18 protein-coding genes are annotated in these 18,483 nt (G+C 70.8%); 13 read left to right on the top strand and 5 right to left on the bottom strand.

The window, feature by feature from the left end; genetic code table 11:
- Together FXF52_RS30935 and FXF52_RS30930 are read left to right on the top strand one after the other, a co-directional pair.
- Nucleotides 1-269 (top strand): integrase core domain-containing protein (locus tag FXF52_RS30935; RefSeq protein WP_148802112.1); only part of this gene is annotated, 269 nt, incomplete at its 5' end.
- A gap of 96 nt (nt 270-365) precedes the next feature.
- On the top strand, nt 366-716 hold the full coding sequence (locus FXF52_RS30930; protein ID WP_187413826.1) for a hypothetical protein: 351 nt from the start codon (nt 366-368) through the stop codon (nt 714-716).
- Nucleotides 717-1,174: 458 nt separating this feature from the next.
- On the opposite strand, the gene FXF52_RS30925 is transcribed toward FXF52_RS30930, so the two are convergent.
- The 4 genes from FXF52_RS30925 to FXF52_RS30910 are packed head-to-tail and all read right to left on the bottom strand — an operon-like array spanning nt 1,175 to nt 3,525.
- Complete coding sequence (locus FXF52_RS30925) at nt 1,175-1,549, bottom strand: DUF202 domain-containing protein (protein WP_148802110.1); 375 nt, start codon at nt 1,547-1,549, stop codon at nt 1,175-1,177.
- On the bottom strand, nt 1,546-1,938 hold the full coding sequence (locus tag FXF52_RS30920) for a YidH family protein (RefSeq protein ID WP_255472512.1): 393 nt from the start codon (nt 1,936-1,938) through the stop codon (nt 1,546-1,548). Before FXF52_RS30920 ends, FXF52_RS30925 begins: the two co-directional genes overlap by 4 nt.
- Nucleotides 1,932-2,639, bottom strand: coding sequence for a sulfite exporter TauE/SafE family protein (locus FXF52_RS30915; RefSeq protein ID WP_187413824.1), 708 nt, complete (start codon nt 2,637-2,639; stop codon nt 1,932-1,934). The genes FXF52_RS30920 and FXF52_RS30915 overlap by 7 nt, the downstream gene beginning before the upstream one ends.
- A 19-nt stretch (nt 2,640-2,658) precedes the next feature.
- Nucleotides 2,659-3,525, bottom strand: a complete 867-nt coding sequence (locus FXF52_RS30910) for a hypothetical protein (protein WP_305069364.1) — start codon at nt 3,523-3,525, stop codon at nt 2,659-2,661.
- 124 nt (nt 3,526-3,649) lie between these two features.
- On the opposite strand from FXF52_RS30910, the gene FXF52_RS30905 reads away from it, so the two are divergent.
- The 11 genes from FXF52_RS30905 to FXF52_RS30855 all read left to right on the top strand — a co-directional run bounded on the left by FXF52_RS30905 (nt 3,650) and on the right by FXF52_RS30855 (nt 14,968).
- Nucleotides 3,650-4,432, top strand: coding sequence for a DeoR/GlpR family DNA-binding transcription regulator (locus FXF52_RS30905; RefSeq protein ID WP_148802104.1), 783 nt, complete (start codon nt 3,650-3,652; stop codon nt 4,430-4,432).
- A 265-nt stretch (nt 4,433-4,697) separates the two neighbouring features.
- Nucleotides 4,698-5,825, top strand: a complete 1,128-nt coding sequence (locus FXF52_RS30900; protein WP_187413823.1) for a mandelate racemase/muconate lactonizing enzyme family protein — start codon at nt 4,698-4,700, stop codon at nt 5,823-5,825.
- Nucleotides 5,822-7,273: an aldehyde dehydrogenase family protein gene (locus tag FXF52_RS30895; protein WP_187413822.1), complete on the top strand. Its 1,452-nt coding sequence runs from the start codon at nt 5,822-5,824 to the stop codon at nt 7,271-7,273. Before FXF52_RS30900 ends, FXF52_RS30895 begins: the two co-directional genes overlap by 4 nt.
- A gap of 2 nt (nt 7,274-7,275) precedes the next feature.
- Complete coding sequence (locus FXF52_RS30890; protein ID WP_148802097.1) at nt 7,276-8,379, top strand: 6-phosphofructokinase; 1,104 nt, start codon at nt 7,276-7,278, stop codon at nt 8,377-8,379.
- Between the two features lie 11 nt (nt 8,380-8,390).
- Nucleotides 8,391-9,683: an ABC transporter substrate-binding protein gene (locus tag FXF52_RS30885; protein WP_148802095.1), complete on the top strand. Its 1,293-nt coding sequence runs from the start codon at nt 8,391-8,393 to the stop codon at nt 9,681-9,683.
- A 5-nt stretch (nt 9,684-9,688) separates the two neighbouring features.
- Complete coding sequence (locus FXF52_RS30880) at nt 9,689-10,642, top strand: carbohydrate ABC transporter permease (protein WP_148802093.1); 954 nt, start codon at nt 9,689-9,691, stop codon at nt 10,640-10,642.
- Nucleotides 10,639-11,454, top strand: a complete 816-nt coding sequence (locus FXF52_RS30875; protein ID WP_148802091.1) for a carbohydrate ABC transporter permease — start codon at nt 10,639-10,641, stop codon at nt 11,452-11,454. The genes FXF52_RS30880 and FXF52_RS30875 overlap by 4 nt, the downstream gene beginning before the upstream one ends.
- A 5-nt stretch (nt 11,455-11,459) precedes the next feature.
- Nucleotides 11,460-12,449, top strand: coding sequence for an alcohol dehydrogenase catalytic domain-containing protein (locus tag FXF52_RS30870; RefSeq protein WP_255472513.1), 990 nt, complete (start codon nt 11,460-11,462; stop codon nt 12,447-12,449).
- Nucleotides 12,446-13,306, top strand: a complete 861-nt coding sequence (locus FXF52_RS30865; RefSeq protein WP_187413821.1) for a 2-deoxy-5-keto-D-gluconate 6-phosphate aldolase domain-containing protein — start codon at nt 12,446-12,448, stop codon at nt 13,304-13,306. Before FXF52_RS30870 ends, FXF52_RS30865 begins: the two co-directional genes overlap by 4 nt.
- Nucleotides 13,303-13,953 (top strand): GntR family transcriptional regulator, encoded by a 651-nt coding sequence (locus tag FXF52_RS30860; RefSeq protein WP_148802085.1) that lies wholly within the window; start codon nt 13,303-13,305, stop codon nt 13,951-13,953. The genes FXF52_RS30865 and FXF52_RS30860 overlap by 4 nt, the downstream gene beginning before the upstream one ends.
- Nucleotides 13,940-14,968: an alcohol dehydrogenase catalytic domain-containing protein gene (locus FXF52_RS30855; protein WP_148802083.1), complete on the top strand. Its 1,029-nt coding sequence runs from the start codon at nt 13,940-13,942 to the stop codon at nt 14,966-14,968. Before FXF52_RS30860 ends, FXF52_RS30855 begins: the two co-directional genes overlap by 14 nt.
- 218 nt (nt 14,969-15,186) lie before the next feature.
- On the opposite strand, the gene FXF52_RS30850 is transcribed toward FXF52_RS30855, so the two are convergent.
- Nucleotides 15,187-18,315: a BTAD domain-containing putative transcriptional regulator gene (locus tag FXF52_RS30850; protein ID WP_148802081.1), complete on the bottom strand. Its 3,129-nt coding sequence runs from the start codon at nt 18,313-18,315 to the stop codon at nt 15,187-15,189.
- Nucleotides 18,316-18,483 lie beyond the last annotated feature (168 nt).

The following is an 18,483-nucleotide window of genomic DNA, read 5'->3' as shown; positions in this document are numbered from 1 at the left end:
TGAACTCGATCATGGAACGCTGGGTACAGACCTGCCGTCGTGAGCTCCTGGACCGCACGCTGATCTGGAACCAGCGGCATCGCCTCCACGCCCTGAGAGAGTTCGAGAACTTCTACAACTCCCACCGGCCTCACCAAGGCATCGACAACGCACGCCCGCTGTACCCGTTGCCCACGCCGATCGCCGACCCGGACAAAATCGCCCGCCTCGACATACGAAGACACGATCGTCTCGGCAGTCTCCTACATGAGTACAAGCATGCTGCGTGACCTGCACGGACGAGGTTTTCGGCAAGAGCAGGGTTCGAATACCTCTTCCAGTGGTACAACAACGGCGACGTCGAGACGCCGACGGCCACGCCCGGCATGACACTGCGCACCTCGGCAGCGAGCGCCAAGCACCTACGCGACCTGAACGAGAGGACCGGGGCGCTGGTGGTCGGACGGCGGCTGTTCGACATGACCCACGGCTGGGGCGGCCGCCACCCCATGGACGTGCCCGTGGTCGTCGTCACCCACACCGTCCCCGACGGCTGGGAGCGGGAGAGCGACTCGTTCGTGTTCGTCACCGACGGCATCGAGCACGCGATCGACACCGCCAAGGCCATCGCCGGCGACAAGCAGGTCGGCGTCAACGGCGGCACCATCGCCGCCCAGGTCCTCGAAGCCGGCCTGCTCGACGAGGTCCACGTCGACCTCGTCCCCACACGCTCGTGACCGCTGGAGCTTCCGGCTACCGGCCCCTTGGTGGACGCCAGATGGCGGCGGCGTTGAGGTTGTGCTGGATCAAGAGGTGGTCTGATCCTGCCGGGTTCGATCGGCACCTTCGTGACGCCGTGGATACCCAGGCCGGCCTTCGCCAGCGCCGGCACCGCCGCCGCGGGCCAGAACCACGCCAAGGGCCAGCAAACCAACAAGAATCAGTAGTGTTCTCATCCTGTTTCCCAGGTCTAGATCGCATGCCAGACACATTGACGAATCTGAGCGGACCCAGCCGTAAGGCGCAAGGCTGCCGCTCCTGCCGTAGGGCAGGTTCAACACGATACCCCCGTCGAGCACCGTCTCGGCCGAGCCGATCGCCAGCCTGGCGCGATCGATTTGAGCAACGAGGTCCCTACCAGCCCGGGACCGTTCATGCGCAAGTCGCCGTCTGTCGTTGTTGAAGAAGGTGAGTGTCAGTGCGACCCGGCCAGTACGGCGAGCGCCACGCTAAGACCGCCGGCGGCGGTTGCGAGCGCGACCGCCGCCAGCCAGGGGCCAGGTGGACGGGCCGAGCTCAGCACGGCAGGGGCAGTAGAGGGCGGTAGGCGCCGTCGCAGCGCCGCTGCGGCGACGATGACGACCGCCGCCGCGCTGACGACGGCGGCCAGGAAGATCCGTCCGCCGAGGTGCGGCAGGAGGAAGCGGCCGACCCCGGCCGCCGCGACGACGAAGGCGGTTGCGGTACGCCGCCACGCCAGCACTGTCCGTTCCACCTGCAACCCCCGATCAGCCGACGAGACCGGCCCAGCGGAGGGGCCTGGGGACGGCGAGGAGCCACGGTCGATCACAGGATGAGCCCCAGGAGGACCAGGACGCCGACGAGCATGAGACCCGCGCCGACCGGTACGGCCATCAGCGGTGGTGGGAGGCCTCTTCCCCGTCTCAGGGCGAGCTCGGTGCGGACCCAGCCGAACCAGGCCTGCGCCGGTGCGGCGACACCCAGCAGGATCAGCACGATCGCCGACGCGCGGCGCAACCCGGGCACGATCGGCAGATTCACCGCCTCCAACGCCACGCCTGCGGCGAAGAGCGCCAGGGAGGTACGGATCCACGCCAGGAACGTGCGCTCGTTGGCGAGGCTGAACCGCGGATCCGGGTCGCTGCCCTGGCTGAAGACGCGGCGAGGCCACCGCGTCGACGCGCCCGGGCGCGGGGCTGAGGAACTACGTTTCACCACGCCGAAAGCCCCTTGGCGATCGCGATGACGCTTCCCATGAGGGCGAGCGCCAGCACCCAACGCCGGGTAGCCGTCTCCGGCAACCACCGCGCCAGCCAGTGCCCGCCACTGATCCCTGCCAGCATCGCCGCCCCGCAGGCCAGCAGCAGTCTCCACGACAGGACCGGAGGACCCTTCGCCGCAAGCGACAGCACGTTCGTCACCAGGCCGACGAGCTGCACGGTCGGGACGAAGCTTCGGTGCTCCCAGTCGGTGCTCACGGCGTAGACCGCCAGCGGCGGTCCGCCCGTCCCCGCCGTCGTGTTGCAGAAGCCCGACGCGAACCCCGAGGCCACTGCCCCACCCCGCTGCCTGAGGAACGGCATGCTCTGGCCCATCGCCACCCAGGCCACTGACCCCGCCGTGATCATGCCGATGCCGACGAGCAGGACCGGGCCCGGCAGCTCCCGGACCACCCAGACTCCCAGTGGCAGGGCCAGGATCACCCCGGCGATCATCTGGACGGCCAGGCGGTGGCGCAGCGTCCGGGCGGTCACGGACAGCACGATCAGGTTGATCACCGCGGAGAGCAGGTTGGCCAGGGTCACGCCCGAGAAGGGGCCGAGGATTACGACCAGAAACGGGGCGGCCACCAGGGCGAAGCCCAGGCCGGTTGCTCTCTGCATGGTGGCGCCGAGCGCCACCGCGCCGACCGCGAGCACGTCGCCGACGGGCACCATCTCAGAACGACACGGCGTCGTCGACCACATCGGCGAGGCGCCGCAGCCGGTCGACCGAAATCGTGCGCAGGTCCTCGGCCATGGTCGGGCTGCCGACCACCGAGGCCCAGACCGCGCGGCCGGCGAGGAAACCCGAGGCCCCGGCCCGGCAGGCGAGTCGCACGGCTTCGGGGAAGACCTCGGCGGGTACGCCGGAGGACAGCACCACCCACGGGCTGCTGATGACGGACGACAGCGCGGCGCACCCGGCGGTGATCTCGTCCGGGGTGCCCTTGCCGTGGGTCGGCACCTCCGACTTGTAGAGGTCGGCGCCGAGGGCGCCCAACTCGCGGGCCGCCGCGTGGATTCCCGCTTCGTGGCCGTACGCGCCGCCGTCGCGCGGTCCACGGGACACCGGTTCGATGATGCTGATCAGCCCGGCCTCGCGGCAGCGGGCGACGAAGTCGGTGACCATGGCGATCCGGGGCTCTGGCGCCTCATCCGGCCGGTAGAGCACGAGCAGCTTGAGGGCCTTCGCGCCCTCCTTCCGTACGGTCGCGGGGTCGACCTCGGGGTCGATCACCACGTCGGCGACGAACTCGGTGGCGCTCGGGGTGAACGCGTCGGCGGCCGCGATCAGCGCGCAGGACGGGTCGACGGCGTTGTCGGCGATCACCGCGTCCCAGCCGAACTGCTTGTCGATGAGGATCGCTGAGGCGTACGGGCTGAGCGCGCGTGCCGCGTCCACCTTGAAGGCGGTCAGCTGCGCGTCGGTCACCGGCTCCGGCTGACGTGCGGCGAACATGGCCCGCAGCGCCTCGCGCTGGTCGACGGCGAGCATGGCGTAGCCGCCCGAGGGGCGGGCGAGGATCGAGGGGTCGACGGTCACGGTTCCTCCAGCGAGGGAGCGGCCGGGGCGTCGTCGAGGTCGGCGACGTCGAGGCGCTGAGATCAAAGGATGTTCGAAAAGTAACATCCGTTGGTATCAGAGGAACAGAGGCTAGACTACCGACGTGTCAGTGGAAGCCATGCGCTACGACGGCGCCCCGCAGCGGCGGACGCACATCATGGCCGCGCTGCGCCGGGCCGGCTTCCTCTCGGTCGCCGAGATCAGCGCCCAGCTCGGCGTCTCTCCGATGACGATCCGCCGTGACCTGCGGCGACTCGCCGAGAGCGGCGAGGTCCAGCTGGTCCATGGTGGCGTCAGCCTTCCGCCGGGCGGCGTCGGGGCCCCCGGGTACGCGTCCCGGGCGCTCAGCCACGCTGGCGCGAAGCGGGCGATCGGCGCCGCGGCGGTCCGCCTGGTCCAGCCCGGCGACACGATCGGCATCGACAGCGGCACGACCGCGGCCGAGGTGGCCCACGCGCTGCCCGAGGACTTCGACGGCTGCGTGCTCACCCACTCCGTCCCCGTGCTGGCCCACATGCTGTCCCGGCCCAGGTCAAGGGTCATCGGGATCGGCGGCGAGTTGCTGCACGACAACCAGGCGATGGTGGGTTTCGCCGCGCTGGATCTCGTCCGGCGCATGCGGGTGCGTCTGCTGTTCCTCGGCGCCAGCGCGGTCGACGAGCGGGGCGCGTACGTGCGCTCGGAGGTCGAGCTGAGCGCCAAGCACGCCCTCATGGACATCGCCGACGAGGTCGTGCTGCTCGCCGACGCGAGCAAGCTGACAGCCTCCGCCCCGGTTCAGGTGTGCGGCTTCGACCGGATCGACACCCTGGTCGTGGACGGTCCGCTGCCCGCTGCGGTAGCCACCGCCGCACGCCGCACCGGCACCCGCGTCCTGACCGCCTGAGCCCGGCGAACCGCGCCCGACGCGAGGTGCACCCGCCTGCAGTAGCGGCGAAATCCTTCCGCGCGGTCACGGGGCGCGGGAGACCGCGGAACGAAGCGCCTCGGTGAGGCATTAGCCCCTTTCGCCGGATACCAACTCTCCACCTTTTCTTTGTTTCGTGCTCTTGACGTCTCGGTGACATGCGTTCAACACTGCATGCAGATAGCGTCGACGTGAGAGAAGGCACATGGACCTCAAGGCCGCACCCTCAGCCACGGGGACCCGCGTGGTCACGTTGCCGGATGCCAAGGTGGTGGACGTGCGGTGCCGGGTCTTCCGGGCGCGCCCCACCGAGCCGATCGCCATGTCGTTCGCGCCGCTGAACCACCGCGTGATGATCCTGATCGAGGTCGAGCTGGCCGACGGTTCGGTCGGCGTCGGCGAGAGCTGGGCGAACTACCCGTCCTGGGCATGGCGCGAGCGGATCGCCACGATCCACGACGGCGTCGCGCCGCTGATGAAGGACCGCAGCTTTCCCGACCCGGCCACCGCCCAGCGCGCCCTGCTCGCGGAGCTGGCCCCGCTGGGCCGCCAGTGGGGTGCACCCGGCCCGGTTCACCAGGCGATCAGCGGCGTCGACATGGCGCTGTGGGACCTCGCCGCCCGGCACGCCGGCACCAGCCTGGCCCGGCTGCTCAGCGCGAGCCCACGCACGGAGCTGCCGGTGTACGGCTCCAGCCTCGGACCCACCGGGGTCGCCGAGGTCGCCCACCGCTGCGCCGCGCTCGGGCTCACCGCCGTCAAGGTCAAGGTCGGCTTCGGCGCGGACACGGACCTCGCCAACGTCGGGACCGCCCGGCGGATCCTCGGCGACCAGGTGCAGATCTTCGCCGACGCCAACCAGGCGTGGCGGCTGACCGAGGCGCTGGAGATGGTTCGCGCGCTGGCCGATCTCGGCGTCGCGTGGGTCGAGGAGCCGCTGGCCGGCGACCGCCCCTCGGAGCTGGCCGAGCTGGGCCGCCGCACCGGGATGCCGCTGGCGACCGGGGAGAACCTCTACGGCGCCGCGGCGTTCACGCCGTACCTGGAGGCCGTCGAGATCCTGCAGCCCGACCTCGGCAAGGTCGGCGGCGTCACCGAGTACCTGGACGTGTTGTCGGCCGCGGCTGCGGCCGGGCGGACGGTCAACCCGCACCTCTACAACGGCGCGGTCGCCACCGCCGCGACCGTCCAGGCCGGCGCGATCTCGTCGGCGACCCGGCTCATCGAGTGGGACATCCGCTCCAACCCGCTGCGGCAGGCCGCCGACGGCCTGCTCACCGCCGACGGCACGGTCCGCGTGCCGGACGGGCCCGGATTCGGCATCGATCTCGACCAGGACCAGCTCGACGCGTACGAGGAGCAGCTACCGTGACCGACCCCATCGTCAACGACATCCTCTCGGCCGCCACTGCCGTGCGCGTGACCGGCCGGACGGCGGGCGGACCGCGGCTCGCGGTGCTCGACCCGTCGACCGGCGAGCCGTTCACCGAGGTCAGCACGGGTAACGGTGCTGACGCGGCGGCGGCACTCGGTCGCGCGCGGCAGGCCCTGCCGGGGTGGGCGGGTACGCCGCGGGCTGTCCGGTCGGCGGCACTGCGGGCCATCGCCGCAGACGTCGAGGCGCTCGCCGCGGAGCCCGAGTGGCCCGCGCTGATCACCCGGGAGAGCGGCAAGCGGCTCGCCGAGTCGGTGGCCGAGTTGGGGCTGACGGTCGCCTACTTCCGGATCATGGCCGACCTGCTGGACCGGCAGGAGACCGAGCAGTTGTCGGTCGTACCCGGGATCACGCACCGGGTGACCACCCGGCCCGTCGGTGTCGCCGCCGTCCTGACTCCCTGGAACTTCCCGGTCTCCATTCCGGCTCGCAAGATCGCGCCGGCGCTGGCGGCGGGCTGCCCGGTGCTGTTCAAGCCCTCCGAACTGACGCCGCTGTCCTCGATGGTGCTGGCTGCCGTCGTCGAACGGCACGTGCCCGCGGGGGTCCTGTCGACCGTGCTCGGCACACCCGCCGACGTCGTCGACCCGTGGCTCGCCGACCAGAGCGTCGGCGTCGTGTCCTTCACCGGGTCGACCCGGGTGGGGCGGCTGGTCGCGGCGGCCACGGCGCCGCGCTTCGTGCGTACGGTGATGGAGCTCGGCGGCTGCGCACCTTTCCTCGTCCTGCCGGATGCGGATCCGCAGGCAGCCGCGCAGACGCTGCTGGTGGCGAAGTACCGCAACAACGGCCAGTCCTGTATCGCCGCGAACCAGATCCTCGTGGCCCGCGAGGTGGCGGCCGAGTTCACCGAGGCGTTCATCGCGGCGACCGAGAAGATGGTCGCCGGCCTCCCCACGGATCCGGCCACCGACCTCGGTCCCCTCGCTCCGGCCTCGGACCCGGCCCGGATGGCCTCGCTCGTCGAGGAAGCGGTGAGCAAGGGCGCGCGGAAGGTCACGAGTGGTGCCGTCCCGGAGAAGGGCCACTTCGCCCCGGCGACCGTGCTGCTGGACGCGCCCGTCGACAGCCGGGTGATGACCGACGAGATCTTCGGGCCGATCGCGCCGATCCACGTCTACGACGACCTCGACGATGCGCTGGCCCTGCACCATGCCACCGGGTACGGCCTGGCCGGCTACGTCTGCAGCGCGGACCTCGACCGCGCCCACGCCGTCGCCGACCGCCTCTCCGCCGGGATCGTCGGCATCAACACCGGGACCCCGAACACGCCGTGGATCCCGTTCGGCGGCGTGCAGGACTCGGGGCTCGGGTACGAGGGGGGCCGCCCCGGCCTGGAGGCCTTCCAGACCTTCCTGTCCATCGGCTCGAAGGCGCAGGTGTGACGATGCGCCTGCTCATCGGACAGACCGGCGCACCGACCAGCGTCGTCAACGCCAGCCTCCGCGGCTTCCTCGAAGCGGCGGCGGATCACGACGTGCTGGCGCTGCGGGGCGGCCCGGACGGCCTGGTCGAGGGTCGGCTCACCCCGGTCACCGCCGCCGACGTACCGGCCGCCGCGGCCCGGCACGGCGGATCCTGGCTCGGCGCCGGGCGGCGGGCGATCACCGAAGCGGACCTCGACACCGCGCTCGACGTCCTGGCCGCCAACGGTGTCGAAGGCGTGGCGCTGATCGGCGGCAACGGGACGATGGCGCTGCTGCACGCCCTCGCGAACCGGGCCGCCACGACCGGGCGCGAGTTGAGCGTCGTCGGCATCCCGAAGACCGTGGACAACGACCTGGTCGGCATCGACCACTGCCCCGGATACGGCTCCGCCGCGCGCTACCTCACGAAGGTCGTCCCGGACCTCGCCCGCGACCACGAGGCGATGTCCGGCATCGAACCGGTCCGCATCGTGGAGACCCTCGGCCGGTCGGTGGGCTGGCTGGCCCTCGCCGCGACCTGGCACCGCGACGATCCGGCGTACGCGCCGCACCTGGTCCTGATCCCGGAGCTCGCCTTCGACCGGGCGGCGTTCCTCACCGCCGTGCAGGATGCCCTGCGGGCCCACGGACGGGGGTTCGTGGTCGTCAGCGAAGGCGCGGCCAGCGAGTTGACCGACGATCCGTTCGAGGCCGTCAACCACACCCGGATCATCCTCGGCGGCGTCTCCAGGGCGCTCGCCGGGCTGGTGAGCACCGAGCTCGGTGTCGCCGCCCGCGGCGAGGTGCTCGGCATGGTCCAGCGCAGCAGCGGCGCGCTCGCCAGCGACGTCGACCGGGCGGAGGCGGCGGAGGCAGGGCGGCACGCGGCGAAGCTGCTGGCCGACCGGGCCACCGGACTGATGGTCGGCCTGCACCGCAGCGCCGGCGAGACCGTGTACGACCCGGTGCCGCTCGCGGAGGTGGCCGGCCGGACCCGGCCCGTACCGCCGCAGTGGCGCAGTACCAATCCCGCCGACCTCGGCGACTTCCACGACTGGCTCGCTCCACTCCTCGGTCAGAACTGAAAGGCATAAGGATGCGAAACAAGATCTTGAGCGCCGGGTTCGCCCTGGCCCTCGTCGGTGGGCTCGCCGCCGGCTGCGGCGGCGCCTCGAGCGGCAGCGCCAACGAGATCTCCGTCGTCATGTCCAACCACCCGTGGCAGAAGGCCATCGAGCCGCTGATCCCCGAGTTCGAGAAGGCCTCGGGCGTCAAGGTGAAGGTGCAGACGTTCGCCGAGCAGCAGGCGCGCGACAAGATCTCGCTGAACCTGCAGTCGCGCAGCTCCTCCATGGATGTCTTCATGACGCTGCCGTCGCGCGAGGGCCTGCAGTTCAGCAAGGCCGGCTACTACGCTCCGCTCGACGACTACATGAGCAAGTCCGACGCGTACGATGCCGCCGACTTCCCGGCCGCGGTCAAGACCGGCATGACGATCCAGGACAAGATGATCGCCGCGCCGGTGAACGTCGAGGGTGTCGTCCTCTACTACCGGACGGACCTGTTCAAGCAGTACGGCATCACGCCGCCGAAGACCCTCGACGAACTGCCCACCGTCGCCGCCGCGATCAAGCAGAAGTCCGGGGGCAAGGTCACCCCGATCGCGCTGCGCGGCCAGTCCGCCGCGCTGCCGTTCACCTTCGGCCCGTTCCTGCACTCGCAGGGCCTGGAGTGGACCAAGCCGGACGGCACCCCGAACTTCGACACGCCCGGCGCGGCTGACGTGATCAACCGGTACGTGACCCTCGCCAAGGACTACGGCCCGCCTGGCGTCGTCAACAACACCTTCACCCAGTCCTCGGCGCTCTTCGCGGCCGGCAACGCGGCGATGGAACTGGAGTCCAGCAACGAGATCAGCAGCATCAACGACCCGAAGACCTCGAAGGTGGTCGGCAAGATCGGCGTGCTGGACTTCCCGGCCGGCTCGGCGGGCTCGAAGTCGACCGTCCTGAACTGGGGCATCGCGATGTCCTCGTACTCGAAGCACAAGGACGCGGCCTGGAAGTTCATCGAGTGGGCGACCGGCAAGGCCACCCAGCTCAAGCTGACCACGGACGGCATCGCTCCGCCGCGGACCTCGGTCGCGCAGGACAAGGCGTACACCGACACGTTGAACACCGAGACGCTGAAGGAGTGGAGCAAGGCGCTCGCCAACGTACAGGCGAACGGCTCCACCGAGGTCGGCCCGGTCGGTGTCGCCGCCCCCGAGATGCGCAAGGTCGTCGGCGACGCCGTCGGCAAGGTGATCCTCGGCCAGGCGGACGCCAACGCCGCGGCCAAGGAGATCCAGGACGGTCTGACCCCGCTGCTGGCGAAGAACGCCGGATAAGTCTGATGAGCGACCTGATGACGAAGTCGCCCGCCGCCTCCGGCTCCGCCAGTGCGGGGCCGGGGGCGGGGGCGCCGCCCCCGCGTCGCCGCCGGGTCGACCCGACGGCCCGGGGCGTGTGGCCGTTCGCGCTGCCGGCCGTGCTGGTCACGGCCGTGCTCGTGCTGGTACCGGTCGCGTACACGATCTGGCTCTCCGTCAGTGACCGGCAGTCCGACGGGACGAACTCGGGGTTCCTCGGGTTCGCCAACTACGCCGAGATGTTCGGCAACCCGCAGTTCTGGAACTCGCTGAAGGTCACGCTGTTCCTCTTCGTGGTCTGCCTGCTCGTGGAGACCGTCCTCGGGCTGGCCTTGGGCTACGTGATGAGCCTGGACGTGCCGGGCCGACGGATCTTCCAGGGCATGATGCTGGTCCCGGCGATCACGGCATCGGTCGCGGTCGGCCTGGTCTGGCTGCTGATCATGGACCCGTCGCTCGGCGCCGCCAACCAGATCCTCGCCAAGGTGGGCATCGACCCGGTGGTGTGGCTCGGCGACCCGGACATCGCGCCGTGGTCCATCGCCCTGGTCGACATCTGGCAGTGGACACCGTTCATGGCGCTGATCATCTCGGCCGGGATCCGGTCGCTGCCCGAGGAACCGTTCGAAGCCGCCGCGCTGGACGGGGCGAGCGGCTGGCGTACGGCCTGGAACATCGGCCTCCCGCTCCTGCGCCCGGTGCTCACGGTGGCGATGCTGCTGCGCACGGTGGACCTCGTGCGCTTCTTCGACACGATCTACATCATGACCCAGGGGGGTCCGGTGAACTCCACGAACACCCTCAACGTGTACGGCTACAACGCCGGCTTCGTCGACCACGAGCCGAGCTACGCGGCCGCCCTGCAGGTCGCCCTGCTCGTCCTGGTGATCATGATCGCGGGCGGGTTCACCTGGTTCCGGCAGCGGGCCTCGCGATGACCAAGCGGCTCAGCGGCGTGTACGCCGCGTACCTCGTCTTCGCGGTCATCTTCTTCGGCCCGGTGCTCTTCATGCTCTGGTCGTCGCTGCGCAACAACGTCGACATCACCGGCTCGTTGTTCAACATCGCGTCACCGCTGACGCTGGAGAACTTCACCAACCTCTTTGAGCGCTTCGAGTTCGGCCGCTACATCGCCAACAGCTTTATCGTGGCCGGCGGGTCGACGATCCTCGGGCTCGTCCTCGGTGCGCCGGCCGCGTACGTGGTCGTGCGCCGCAAGTTGGCCGCGCTGGGCTTCGTCACGCTGCTGGCCCGCATGGCGCCCGGCGTGCTGTTCGTGCTGCCGCTCTTCGTGCTCTCGATCCGCATCGGTGGCCCGGACAGCGTGGCGCTCAACTACGCGCTGCTGATCGTCGCGCACCTGATCATCACGCTGCCGCTGTGCATCTGGCTGCTGGTGCCGTTTTTCGAGGAGATCCCGATCAGCATCGAGGAGTCGACGCTGATCGACGGCGCGAACGCCTGGCAGCGGTTCCGCCGGATCGCGCTGCCGCTGGCCCTGCCCGGGCTGTCGGTCGCGCTGACGCTGAGCTTCATCTTCAGCTGGAACTACTTCCTGTTCGCGCTGGCCCTGGCAAACGAGCGGACGCTGCCGCTGACCGTCATCGCGTTCAACTTCATCGGCCAGGGATCCAACGACTTCGGCGGCCTGATGGCCGCGAGCACGCTCATCTCCGCGCCCGCCCTGCTGCTGACGGTCTTCGCGCAGCGCTGGCTGGTCCGCGGCATCACCGGAGGAGCCGTCAAGTGACGTCCATGCGAGCCCGCTTCCAGGGCAACGGCGAGATCACGTTCGAGAAGGTCACGCTCGGCGACGTCGCCGAGGGCGACGTGCGCCTGCGGGTCGATGTCTGCGCGCTGTGCGGGTCGGACAAGCGGCTGCTGCAGAGCGGCGCGGCCGTCGTTCCGGGCCACGAGATCGGGGGCACGGTCGTCGGCGGAGCACTGCCCGAGGGTATGCGCGGCATCGTTTACATCCCGGTCTTCTGCGGTACGTGCCTGCGCTGCGCGGCCGGCCGCACGAACCAGTGCCTGAACCTGTCGCAGTTGATCGGCTGGCAGCGTGACGGCGGTTTCGCCGAACACGTGGACGTCCCGGCGCGGTGTGTCCTGCCGGTGCCGGACGACATCCCGCTGTCGGTCGCGGTCCTCGGGCTCGACACGGTCGGCACCGCCGCGCACGCCCTGCGGCTGGCGCTGCGGACGCAGGACACGGTGGACCGCGCGCTGGTCGTCGGCGCCGGGCCGCTCGGCCTCGGTGTCGTCGCGGTCGCCCAGGCCATGGGGATCGCCGTGGACGCCTTCGACCCCAATCCCACTCGCCTCGAGGCCGCGGCGACACTCGGCGCCACGCCCGCCGGTGACCTGACCGTCGAGAACCAGTACGACATGGTCGTCGAGGTCAGCGGCGCGAACGCGGCCCGGGACACGGCACAGCGGGTGGTCCGACCCGGCGGCACGGTCGTCGCGCTCGGCGAGTCGAACGAGCCGTACACGATGCCCGCGACGCCGCGCTGGCGGCGGACCGACTGCTACACCGTCCGGTCCTTCTACTTCCCGGTCAACGAGGTCGAGGCGAACTGGGACCTGCTGCGCGTCATGGGCGCGTCGCTGCGCGACCTCATCGTCAAACCCCTCACCCTGCCCGAACTGCCCGAGGCGTTCGCCCGCTTCGTGGCCGGCGACTACGTCAAACCCTGCATCGTGTCGGCGGACGCCCATCTCGTGCCGGAGGTAGCCCGATGAGCCTGTTCATCCTCGCCGTCGACCAGCGTCCCTGGATCACCCAGGCCCTGTACGGCCACACCACCACCGCGCTGCCCGCGGAGCGTGCGGCGATCACCGACGGCAAGCACATGGTCCTCGAAGGACTGCTCGCCGCTGTCGAAGCCGAGCCACGCCTGGCCGCGCACGCCGGCATCCTGGTCGACGAGCAGCTCGGAGCGGGCGTACCCGAGCGGGCCCGGGCCCATTACGTCACGCTGAGCATGCCGGTCGAGCGCGGTGGCTGCGACGTGTACGAGACCGAGCCGGCCGACCTGCCGGCGTTCCTCGCCCACTTCCGCCCCGAGTTCCCCAAGGTGCTGGTCCGCTACAACGTCGAGGGGTCGGCGTCGGACAACCGCGAGCAGCGGTCCCGGCTGGCCAAGGTCTCGCAGGCGGTCCGGGACGCCGGGGGCCGGTTCCTCTTCGAGCTGCTCGTGCCGCCGACACCCGAGCAGCGGAACATCCCGAGCGAGGTGTTCGACACCGAGGTCCGGCCCGGGCTCATCCATCGGGCGATGGCGGAGATCGTCGAGGAGGTACCGGTCGACGTCTGGAAGCTGGAGCACCTCGGCGCGCCGGAGCACTACCGGACCGCCGCCGACCTCGCCGCGCAAACCGGCGGCGAGTGCATCCTGCTGGGCGCGAATGCACCGATGGCCACAGTCGACGGTTGGCTCACCGACGCCGCCGCGAACGGGTTCACCGGCTTCGCCATCGGCCGTAGCATCTGGTGGGACTCGCTGCGCGGGCTCCTGGCCGGCGACCTGTCTCGGCCCGAGGCGATCGCGGCGGTCGCTGCCAACTACCGCCACTTCGCAGGGACGTTCCTTCAGTGACCAGCTCTCTTCAGGCCGACCCGCAGCGCGTCGGCGAAGTGCTCTACAAGACCCTTCGCGACCGGATCATCTCCGGCGAACTGCGGCCGGGGACGCGGCTGAGCGTCCCGGCCCTCGCTGAGGAGTTCCGGGTCAGCCGCAGCCCGGTCCGCGACGCGGTGATCCGCCTCGTCCAGGAAAACCTGGCCGCCGAGACGATGAACCGCGGCGCGGAGGTCGCCCGCATCTCCCGCGCCGAACTGGTCAGCCTGTACGAGGCCCGCGAGGTCCTGGAAGGAGCGGTGGCCCGGCTGGCGACGGAGAAGTACGACGCCGCGCTGCGGCGGAGCCTGCTCGCGCTGCTCACCGAGCACCGCACGGTCGCGGCGCAGGGTGACTTCGCCCGCCACATCGAGCTGGACGCGGCCTTCCACCGGGAGATCCGGCAGGCGGCGAAGAGCCCGGTGCTGGCCCGGATGCTCGACGGCGTCCAGAGCCGGGTCCTGGTGGCGATGCGCTCCACCAGCCTGACCGGCGGCATGGTCCAGGCCGTTCACGACCACCAGGCCATCTTCGAGGCCATCGGGTCCGGTGACGCGGAAGCCGCCGAGGAAGCCGCCCGCGCGCACATCCGCCGACTGAAGGAGTTACTCCGTGCTGCTGACTGAGGCCCGTTTCTTCGGCACCGGCGACGTACGGCTGCTCAAGTCCGAGCCGGCGCCGCTCGGCCCGGCGGAGGTGGCGATCGCGCCGCTCGCGGTCGGCGTCTGCGGCACCGACAGCCACATCGTCGCCGGCAGCTTCGCCGCCGCGCCGCAGGTCGTGCTCGGCCACGAGGTGTGCGGCCGGATCACCGAGGTGGGCGCGGCGGTCGACGGCCTCACCGTCGGTGACCTGGTCACCGTCGAACCGCACGACTACTGCACCCGGTGCACGTACTGCCGGCTCGGGCAGGAACACCTCTGCGACAGCAAGCGGGGGTACGGGGTGAAGCTCGACGGCGGCATGACCGAGCGGATGGTGGTGCCGGCGCGGATCGCGTACCGGCTGCCCGACGCGACGCCGCCGTGGATCGGGGCGCTGACCGAGCCGCTCGCCTGCTGCCTGCACGGGATGGACCAGCTGAACCCGCGCTCGGGGCTGCCGATCCTCATCTTCGGCGCCGGACCGGCCGGAGCGATGATGGTCGCCCTCGCCAAGGCCCGCGGGCTCGCACCGATCGTGGTGCTGGACCCGCGCGCCGACCGGCGCGAGGCCGCCCTGCGGATGGGCGCGGACGCCGCCCTCGACCCGGCGTCGCTCGACGAGGCCGTCGCGCTGACCGACGGGCTGGGCTTCCCGCACGTGATCGACGCGGTCGGCTCCGGTCGGATCCTGGAATCGGCGATCAACGTGTCCTCACGCGGCGGCCGGATCCTCGTCTTCGGAGTGGCCCGGCCCGACGACGAGGCCCGGGTACGCCCCAACGAGATCTTCGCGCGTGAGCTGACGCTGGTCGGCGCGGTGATCAACCCGTACACCCATCATCGCGCGGTGCAGATGCTGCCGACCCTGGGCCTGGATCGGCTGCGTCCGGCCTTCTACGGCCTGGACCAGCTGCCGGAGGCCCTCGAAGCGCAGCGGACCGGCACGGCCGACAAGGTGTTCATCGCCCCGCACGGCATCGCCGCCGCGCAGGGCTGACGAATCAGTGTCCGGGCACGGGTCGGTCACCGCTGGCATTTTGCAACGTCCGTCACGGGGGCGACACAGGTGACTGCCGGCGGACGGGTGCCTGGGTGGCCGCCCGCCCGACGGGGGCAAAACGCGTCAGCCTCACCCTCCGGCCGTGAGGGCCGCCCGCAGCCGGGCGGCCCCTCACCAGGGGCGATCAGGTACTGGCAGGGGTAACAGGTGCGGGCTCAGGAAAATCCGCCCACCCCAGCCAGGGTGTTCCGCACATCCATCTCATACCGCGCCATCCCGGTTTGCCGGGCGATCGTGAGTGCCTGCTGAGCGTCGGAATCCGCCTCGACGAGCTGGCCGGCCTGGCGATGCGCGACGGCGCGTATCAGCTGCGCATAACAGCGGCCGCGCTGGTAGCCGGTGCCGACGGCGACGTCGATGGCGACGCCAGCCGTTTCTATCGCGGTCGTGTTCTCGCCTTGCCGCGATTGAATGTCGGCCAACGCGATGAGCGCCTCGACCTCTGCGCGCCGATGTCCGGTCTCTCGCGCCGCGAGTAGCGCGAGCCTGATGTGCTCCTGCGACGACCGCCACGCACCGAGGTCGCGGTGGACGGCGGCGAGGCCGACGTGGACCTCGCTCAGGTCCGCCCGCGCATCCAGCCGTTCGAAGATCTGCATCGCCTGGTTGAGGTGCTCGGCCGCCCGATCGGGCTCGCCGTTGACCAGGTGGACCTGTCCGAGATTGCTCAGCACGGTCGCTTCGGCGTGCGGCGCACCGTTCTGGCGGGCCAGCGTCAAGGCTGATTGGAATGCGTCGACTGCTTCCGCCGTGCGGCCGAGTATGGAGCACAAGTGGCCAAGATTAATCAGGTGGGCACGGTGCATCCGGGCGTTACCGGCGTCCCGCGCCACTTGAATCGACCGTCGCAGGTGGTCGACCGTCTCCTCCGCGTTGCCGAGTTCCCGGTGCCCGCTGCCAGCAACGGCAAGGGTGGCGTCGGCCTCGCCGTCGCGGATCTCTTTCATCTGAAAGGTGGCCAGGGCCGCCTCCAACAGGGCAGCTGCTTCCTGATGTCGTCCGGCGGCCCAGCGCTGAACGGCCTTGCTGTAGGTCATCGCGCCCTGGGCCGCAAAATCCTGGGCCACCCGGGCCGCCTTCAGGCCCATCTCCGCAAGGACCAGCCACTCCGCGTCGTAGCGGCGGAAGTACAGGTAGCCCCGCAGGGCGTCGGCCAGCAGCCACGCCATTGGCGTCACCCAGGGCACACCATCGGCGTTGCCGGCGCCGTCCACCGACTCGGCCGCGGCGCTGCGCACCGCCGCGGCCAGATTGAACCGCTCCTCATCCAGCCAGCGCAGGGCCGCATCCGCGTCATCGAACAGGGCCCCGGCCGCTTCGCCGGCAGGGGCCGGCACGGGCAGCCGCCACAGGTCCGGATAGAGCAGGTGGGCGGCACGGTCGACCCTGTACAGGTAGAAACCAAGCAGTCGTTCCCCGGCTGCCCTGCGCTGCGCCGGCGTCTCCGCCACCGCCACCAGCTCTGCGGCGAACAGCCGGATGAGATCGTGGAACTGGTACTGTCCAGCCTTCTCCTCCTGAATCAACCCTGCCGCGCCGAGCTGGGCGATCAGCCCGCCCACCCGCTCCGGCGGCAGGTGGACCAGCGCCGCCGCACCAGCCACCGAAACATCCCGTCCGGGTGCCAGAGCGAGCAGCCGGAACAGGCGTCGAGCCGGCTCGGCCAGCGCCGCGTACGACAGCTCGAAGGTGGCACGCAGTCCGCTCGGGACATCTCCCTCAATTGTCAGGTGGTCGAGCCGGTCGCCGGTGCGGAGTGCCGCGACGTAGTGGGCGACCGCCTCGCGGGGCCGTCCGACGAGGTTGGCCACCGCAACCCGCAGGGCAAGCGGCAGGTACCCGCACAGCCGCGCCAGCTCTCGCACCGACTGCCGCTCGACGGCAGCCACCTCCGCGCCGACGTTGGTTGCGACCAGCTGGTAGGCGTCGTCCGGCGTCAGCAGGCCTACTGGAAACACCCGCGCCCCGTGTGTCGCGCTGAGGCCACGGAGATCGGCCCGGGCGGTGACGAGGACCGCGCTGCCTGCGGTGCCCGGCAGCAGCGGCCGGACCTGGGTAGGGCTGCGCACGTCATCGAAGACCAGCAGCACCCGGCGGCCGGACAATCGGGCCCGCAGCAGCCTCGACCGCGCGTCCAGCGTCGGCGGCAACTCGTTGGCCGGTACGCCGGTCAACCGCAGCACGTGGGCCAGCACGTCCAGTGGATCCAACGGAACCTGCCCGGCGCCGAGTCGCAGGAACCACTGCCCGTCGGGAAATGACGCGCGCACCCGGTGAGCCGCCCGGATCGCCAGCGCGCTCTTGCCGACGCCTGGGGGCCCAGGTAGGACGGCTACGGGCACGCCGGTCGGTGAGTCGGGGGCGAGGAAGGCACACAACTGGTCGAGGAGTGGCTCCCGGCCGACGAAGTCCACGATGTCCATCGGCAGATCGGAAACCGACGTTTGGCACAGCCACGACTCGGCCCCGAATCCGGCCGGCTCACCACCGTCGGACTGCTCGCTGGTGGGGTTCAGGATCGGCGTCGGGCCGGGCCGGGCCAGCGCGGGACCGGCCAGGATTGCCCGTTGCATCTCGCGCAGTTGCGGGCCGGGGTCCAGCCCGAAGTCCTCTCGCAGCAGCCGCTCGACCATGCGGTAGGCGTCCAGGGCCTCGCTCTGCCGGCCGGAGCGCCACAAGGCCTGAAGCAGGAAGGCCCACAGGCGTTCGCGCAATGGATGGCGTGCGGTGAGCGTACGCAGTTCGCCGATCAGGTCCGCGGGATCATGGACGTCGAGCTCGAGCTCAAGGCGTCGCTCGATCGCCCGGTGCCTCATCTCGGTCAACCGTGGCACCTCGTCCAACTGCAGCCGCTCGCAGGCGACGTTGCTCAGCGGGTCGCCCCGCCACAGGTCGAGCGCCCGGGAGAGCAGGTCTAGTTCGACCGTGGGTGGGCTGCCGGCCGCTGCGGCCGAGCGGGCTCGGGCCAGCAGGGCCCCGAAGCGGAGCAGGTCGACCTGATCCTCGCCGACCTTGAGCAGGTAGCCGTCGTGCAAGGTGTGAACGAGGTCGCGGCCGTCGGGGCCGAGGCCCCGCCGGAGCCGCGCCACGTAGGTGTGCAGCACCTGGCGGGGTTCCCGGGCTGGCTCCCGCGACCACAGCCTCTCCACCAGCGCATCCACCGGCACCGGCCGGTTGGCCTGCAACAGCAGGGTGGCCAGCACCACGCGCAACTGGTTGCCCGCGAGCCGGACCGGCTCCTCCTCTCGGTGCACCTCCAACGGCCCGAGCAGACCGAAGTACATCCGCCACACCCCCAGCGCTGTCGTACGCGCTGATCGTACGGCCGCCCGGCAAATTCAATATAAAGGTGGGCGTACCGCATTCGGACGCTCCGGCCGTGACGCCGGGGAATCTCCCGCCGTCCGGGGGGCGCAGCGGCCGGGTGACCATCTGCCGTCACCCGGCCGTCC

The sequence above is a fragment of the Micromonospora sp. MP36 genome, from assembly GCF_008119785.1.
GTDB lineage: Bacteria > Actinomycetota > Actinomycetes > Mycobacteriales > Micromonosporaceae > Micromonospora.
The sequence above is the reverse complement of the archived record's forward strand: the minus strand, read 5'-3'. Positions and strand labels throughout refer to the sequence as shown.

What these genes read in the sequence shown, in the direction of transcription:
- FXF52_RS30880 (WP_148802093.1), top strand. Translation starts at nt 9,689, where the DNA reads ATGAGCGACCTGATGACGAAGTCGCCCGCCGCCTCCGGCTCCGCCAGT.
- FXF52_RS30850 (WP_148802081.1), bottom strand. Translation starts at nt 18,315, where the DNA reads ATGTACTTCGGTCTGCTCGGGCCGTTGGAGGTGCACCGAGAGGAGGAG.
- FXF52_RS30885 (WP_148802095.1), top strand. Translation starts at nt 8,391, where the DNA reads ATGCGAAACAAGATCTTGAGCGCCGGGTTCGCCCTGGCCCTCGTCGGT.
- FXF52_RS30865 (WP_187413821.1), top strand. Translation starts at nt 12,446, where the DNA reads ATGAGCCTGTTCATCCTCGCCGTCGACCAGCGTCCCTGGATCACCCAG.
- FXF52_RS30890 (WP_148802097.1), top strand. Translation starts at nt 7,276, where the DNA reads ATGCGCCTGCTCATCGGACAGACCGGCGCACCGACCAGCGTCGTCAAC.
- FXF52_RS30870 (WP_255472513.1), top strand. Translation starts at nt 11,460, where the DNA reads ATGCGAGCCCGCTTCCAGGGCAACGGCGAGATCACGTTCGAGAAGGTC.
- FXF52_RS30930 (WP_187413826.1), top strand. Translation starts at nt 366, where the DNA reads ATGACACTGCGCACCTCGGCAGCGAGCGCCAAGCACCTACGCGACCTG.
- FXF52_RS30875 (WP_148802091.1), top strand. Translation starts at nt 10,639, where the DNA reads ATGACCAAGCGGCTCAGCGGCGTGTACGCCGCGTACCTCGTCTTCGCG.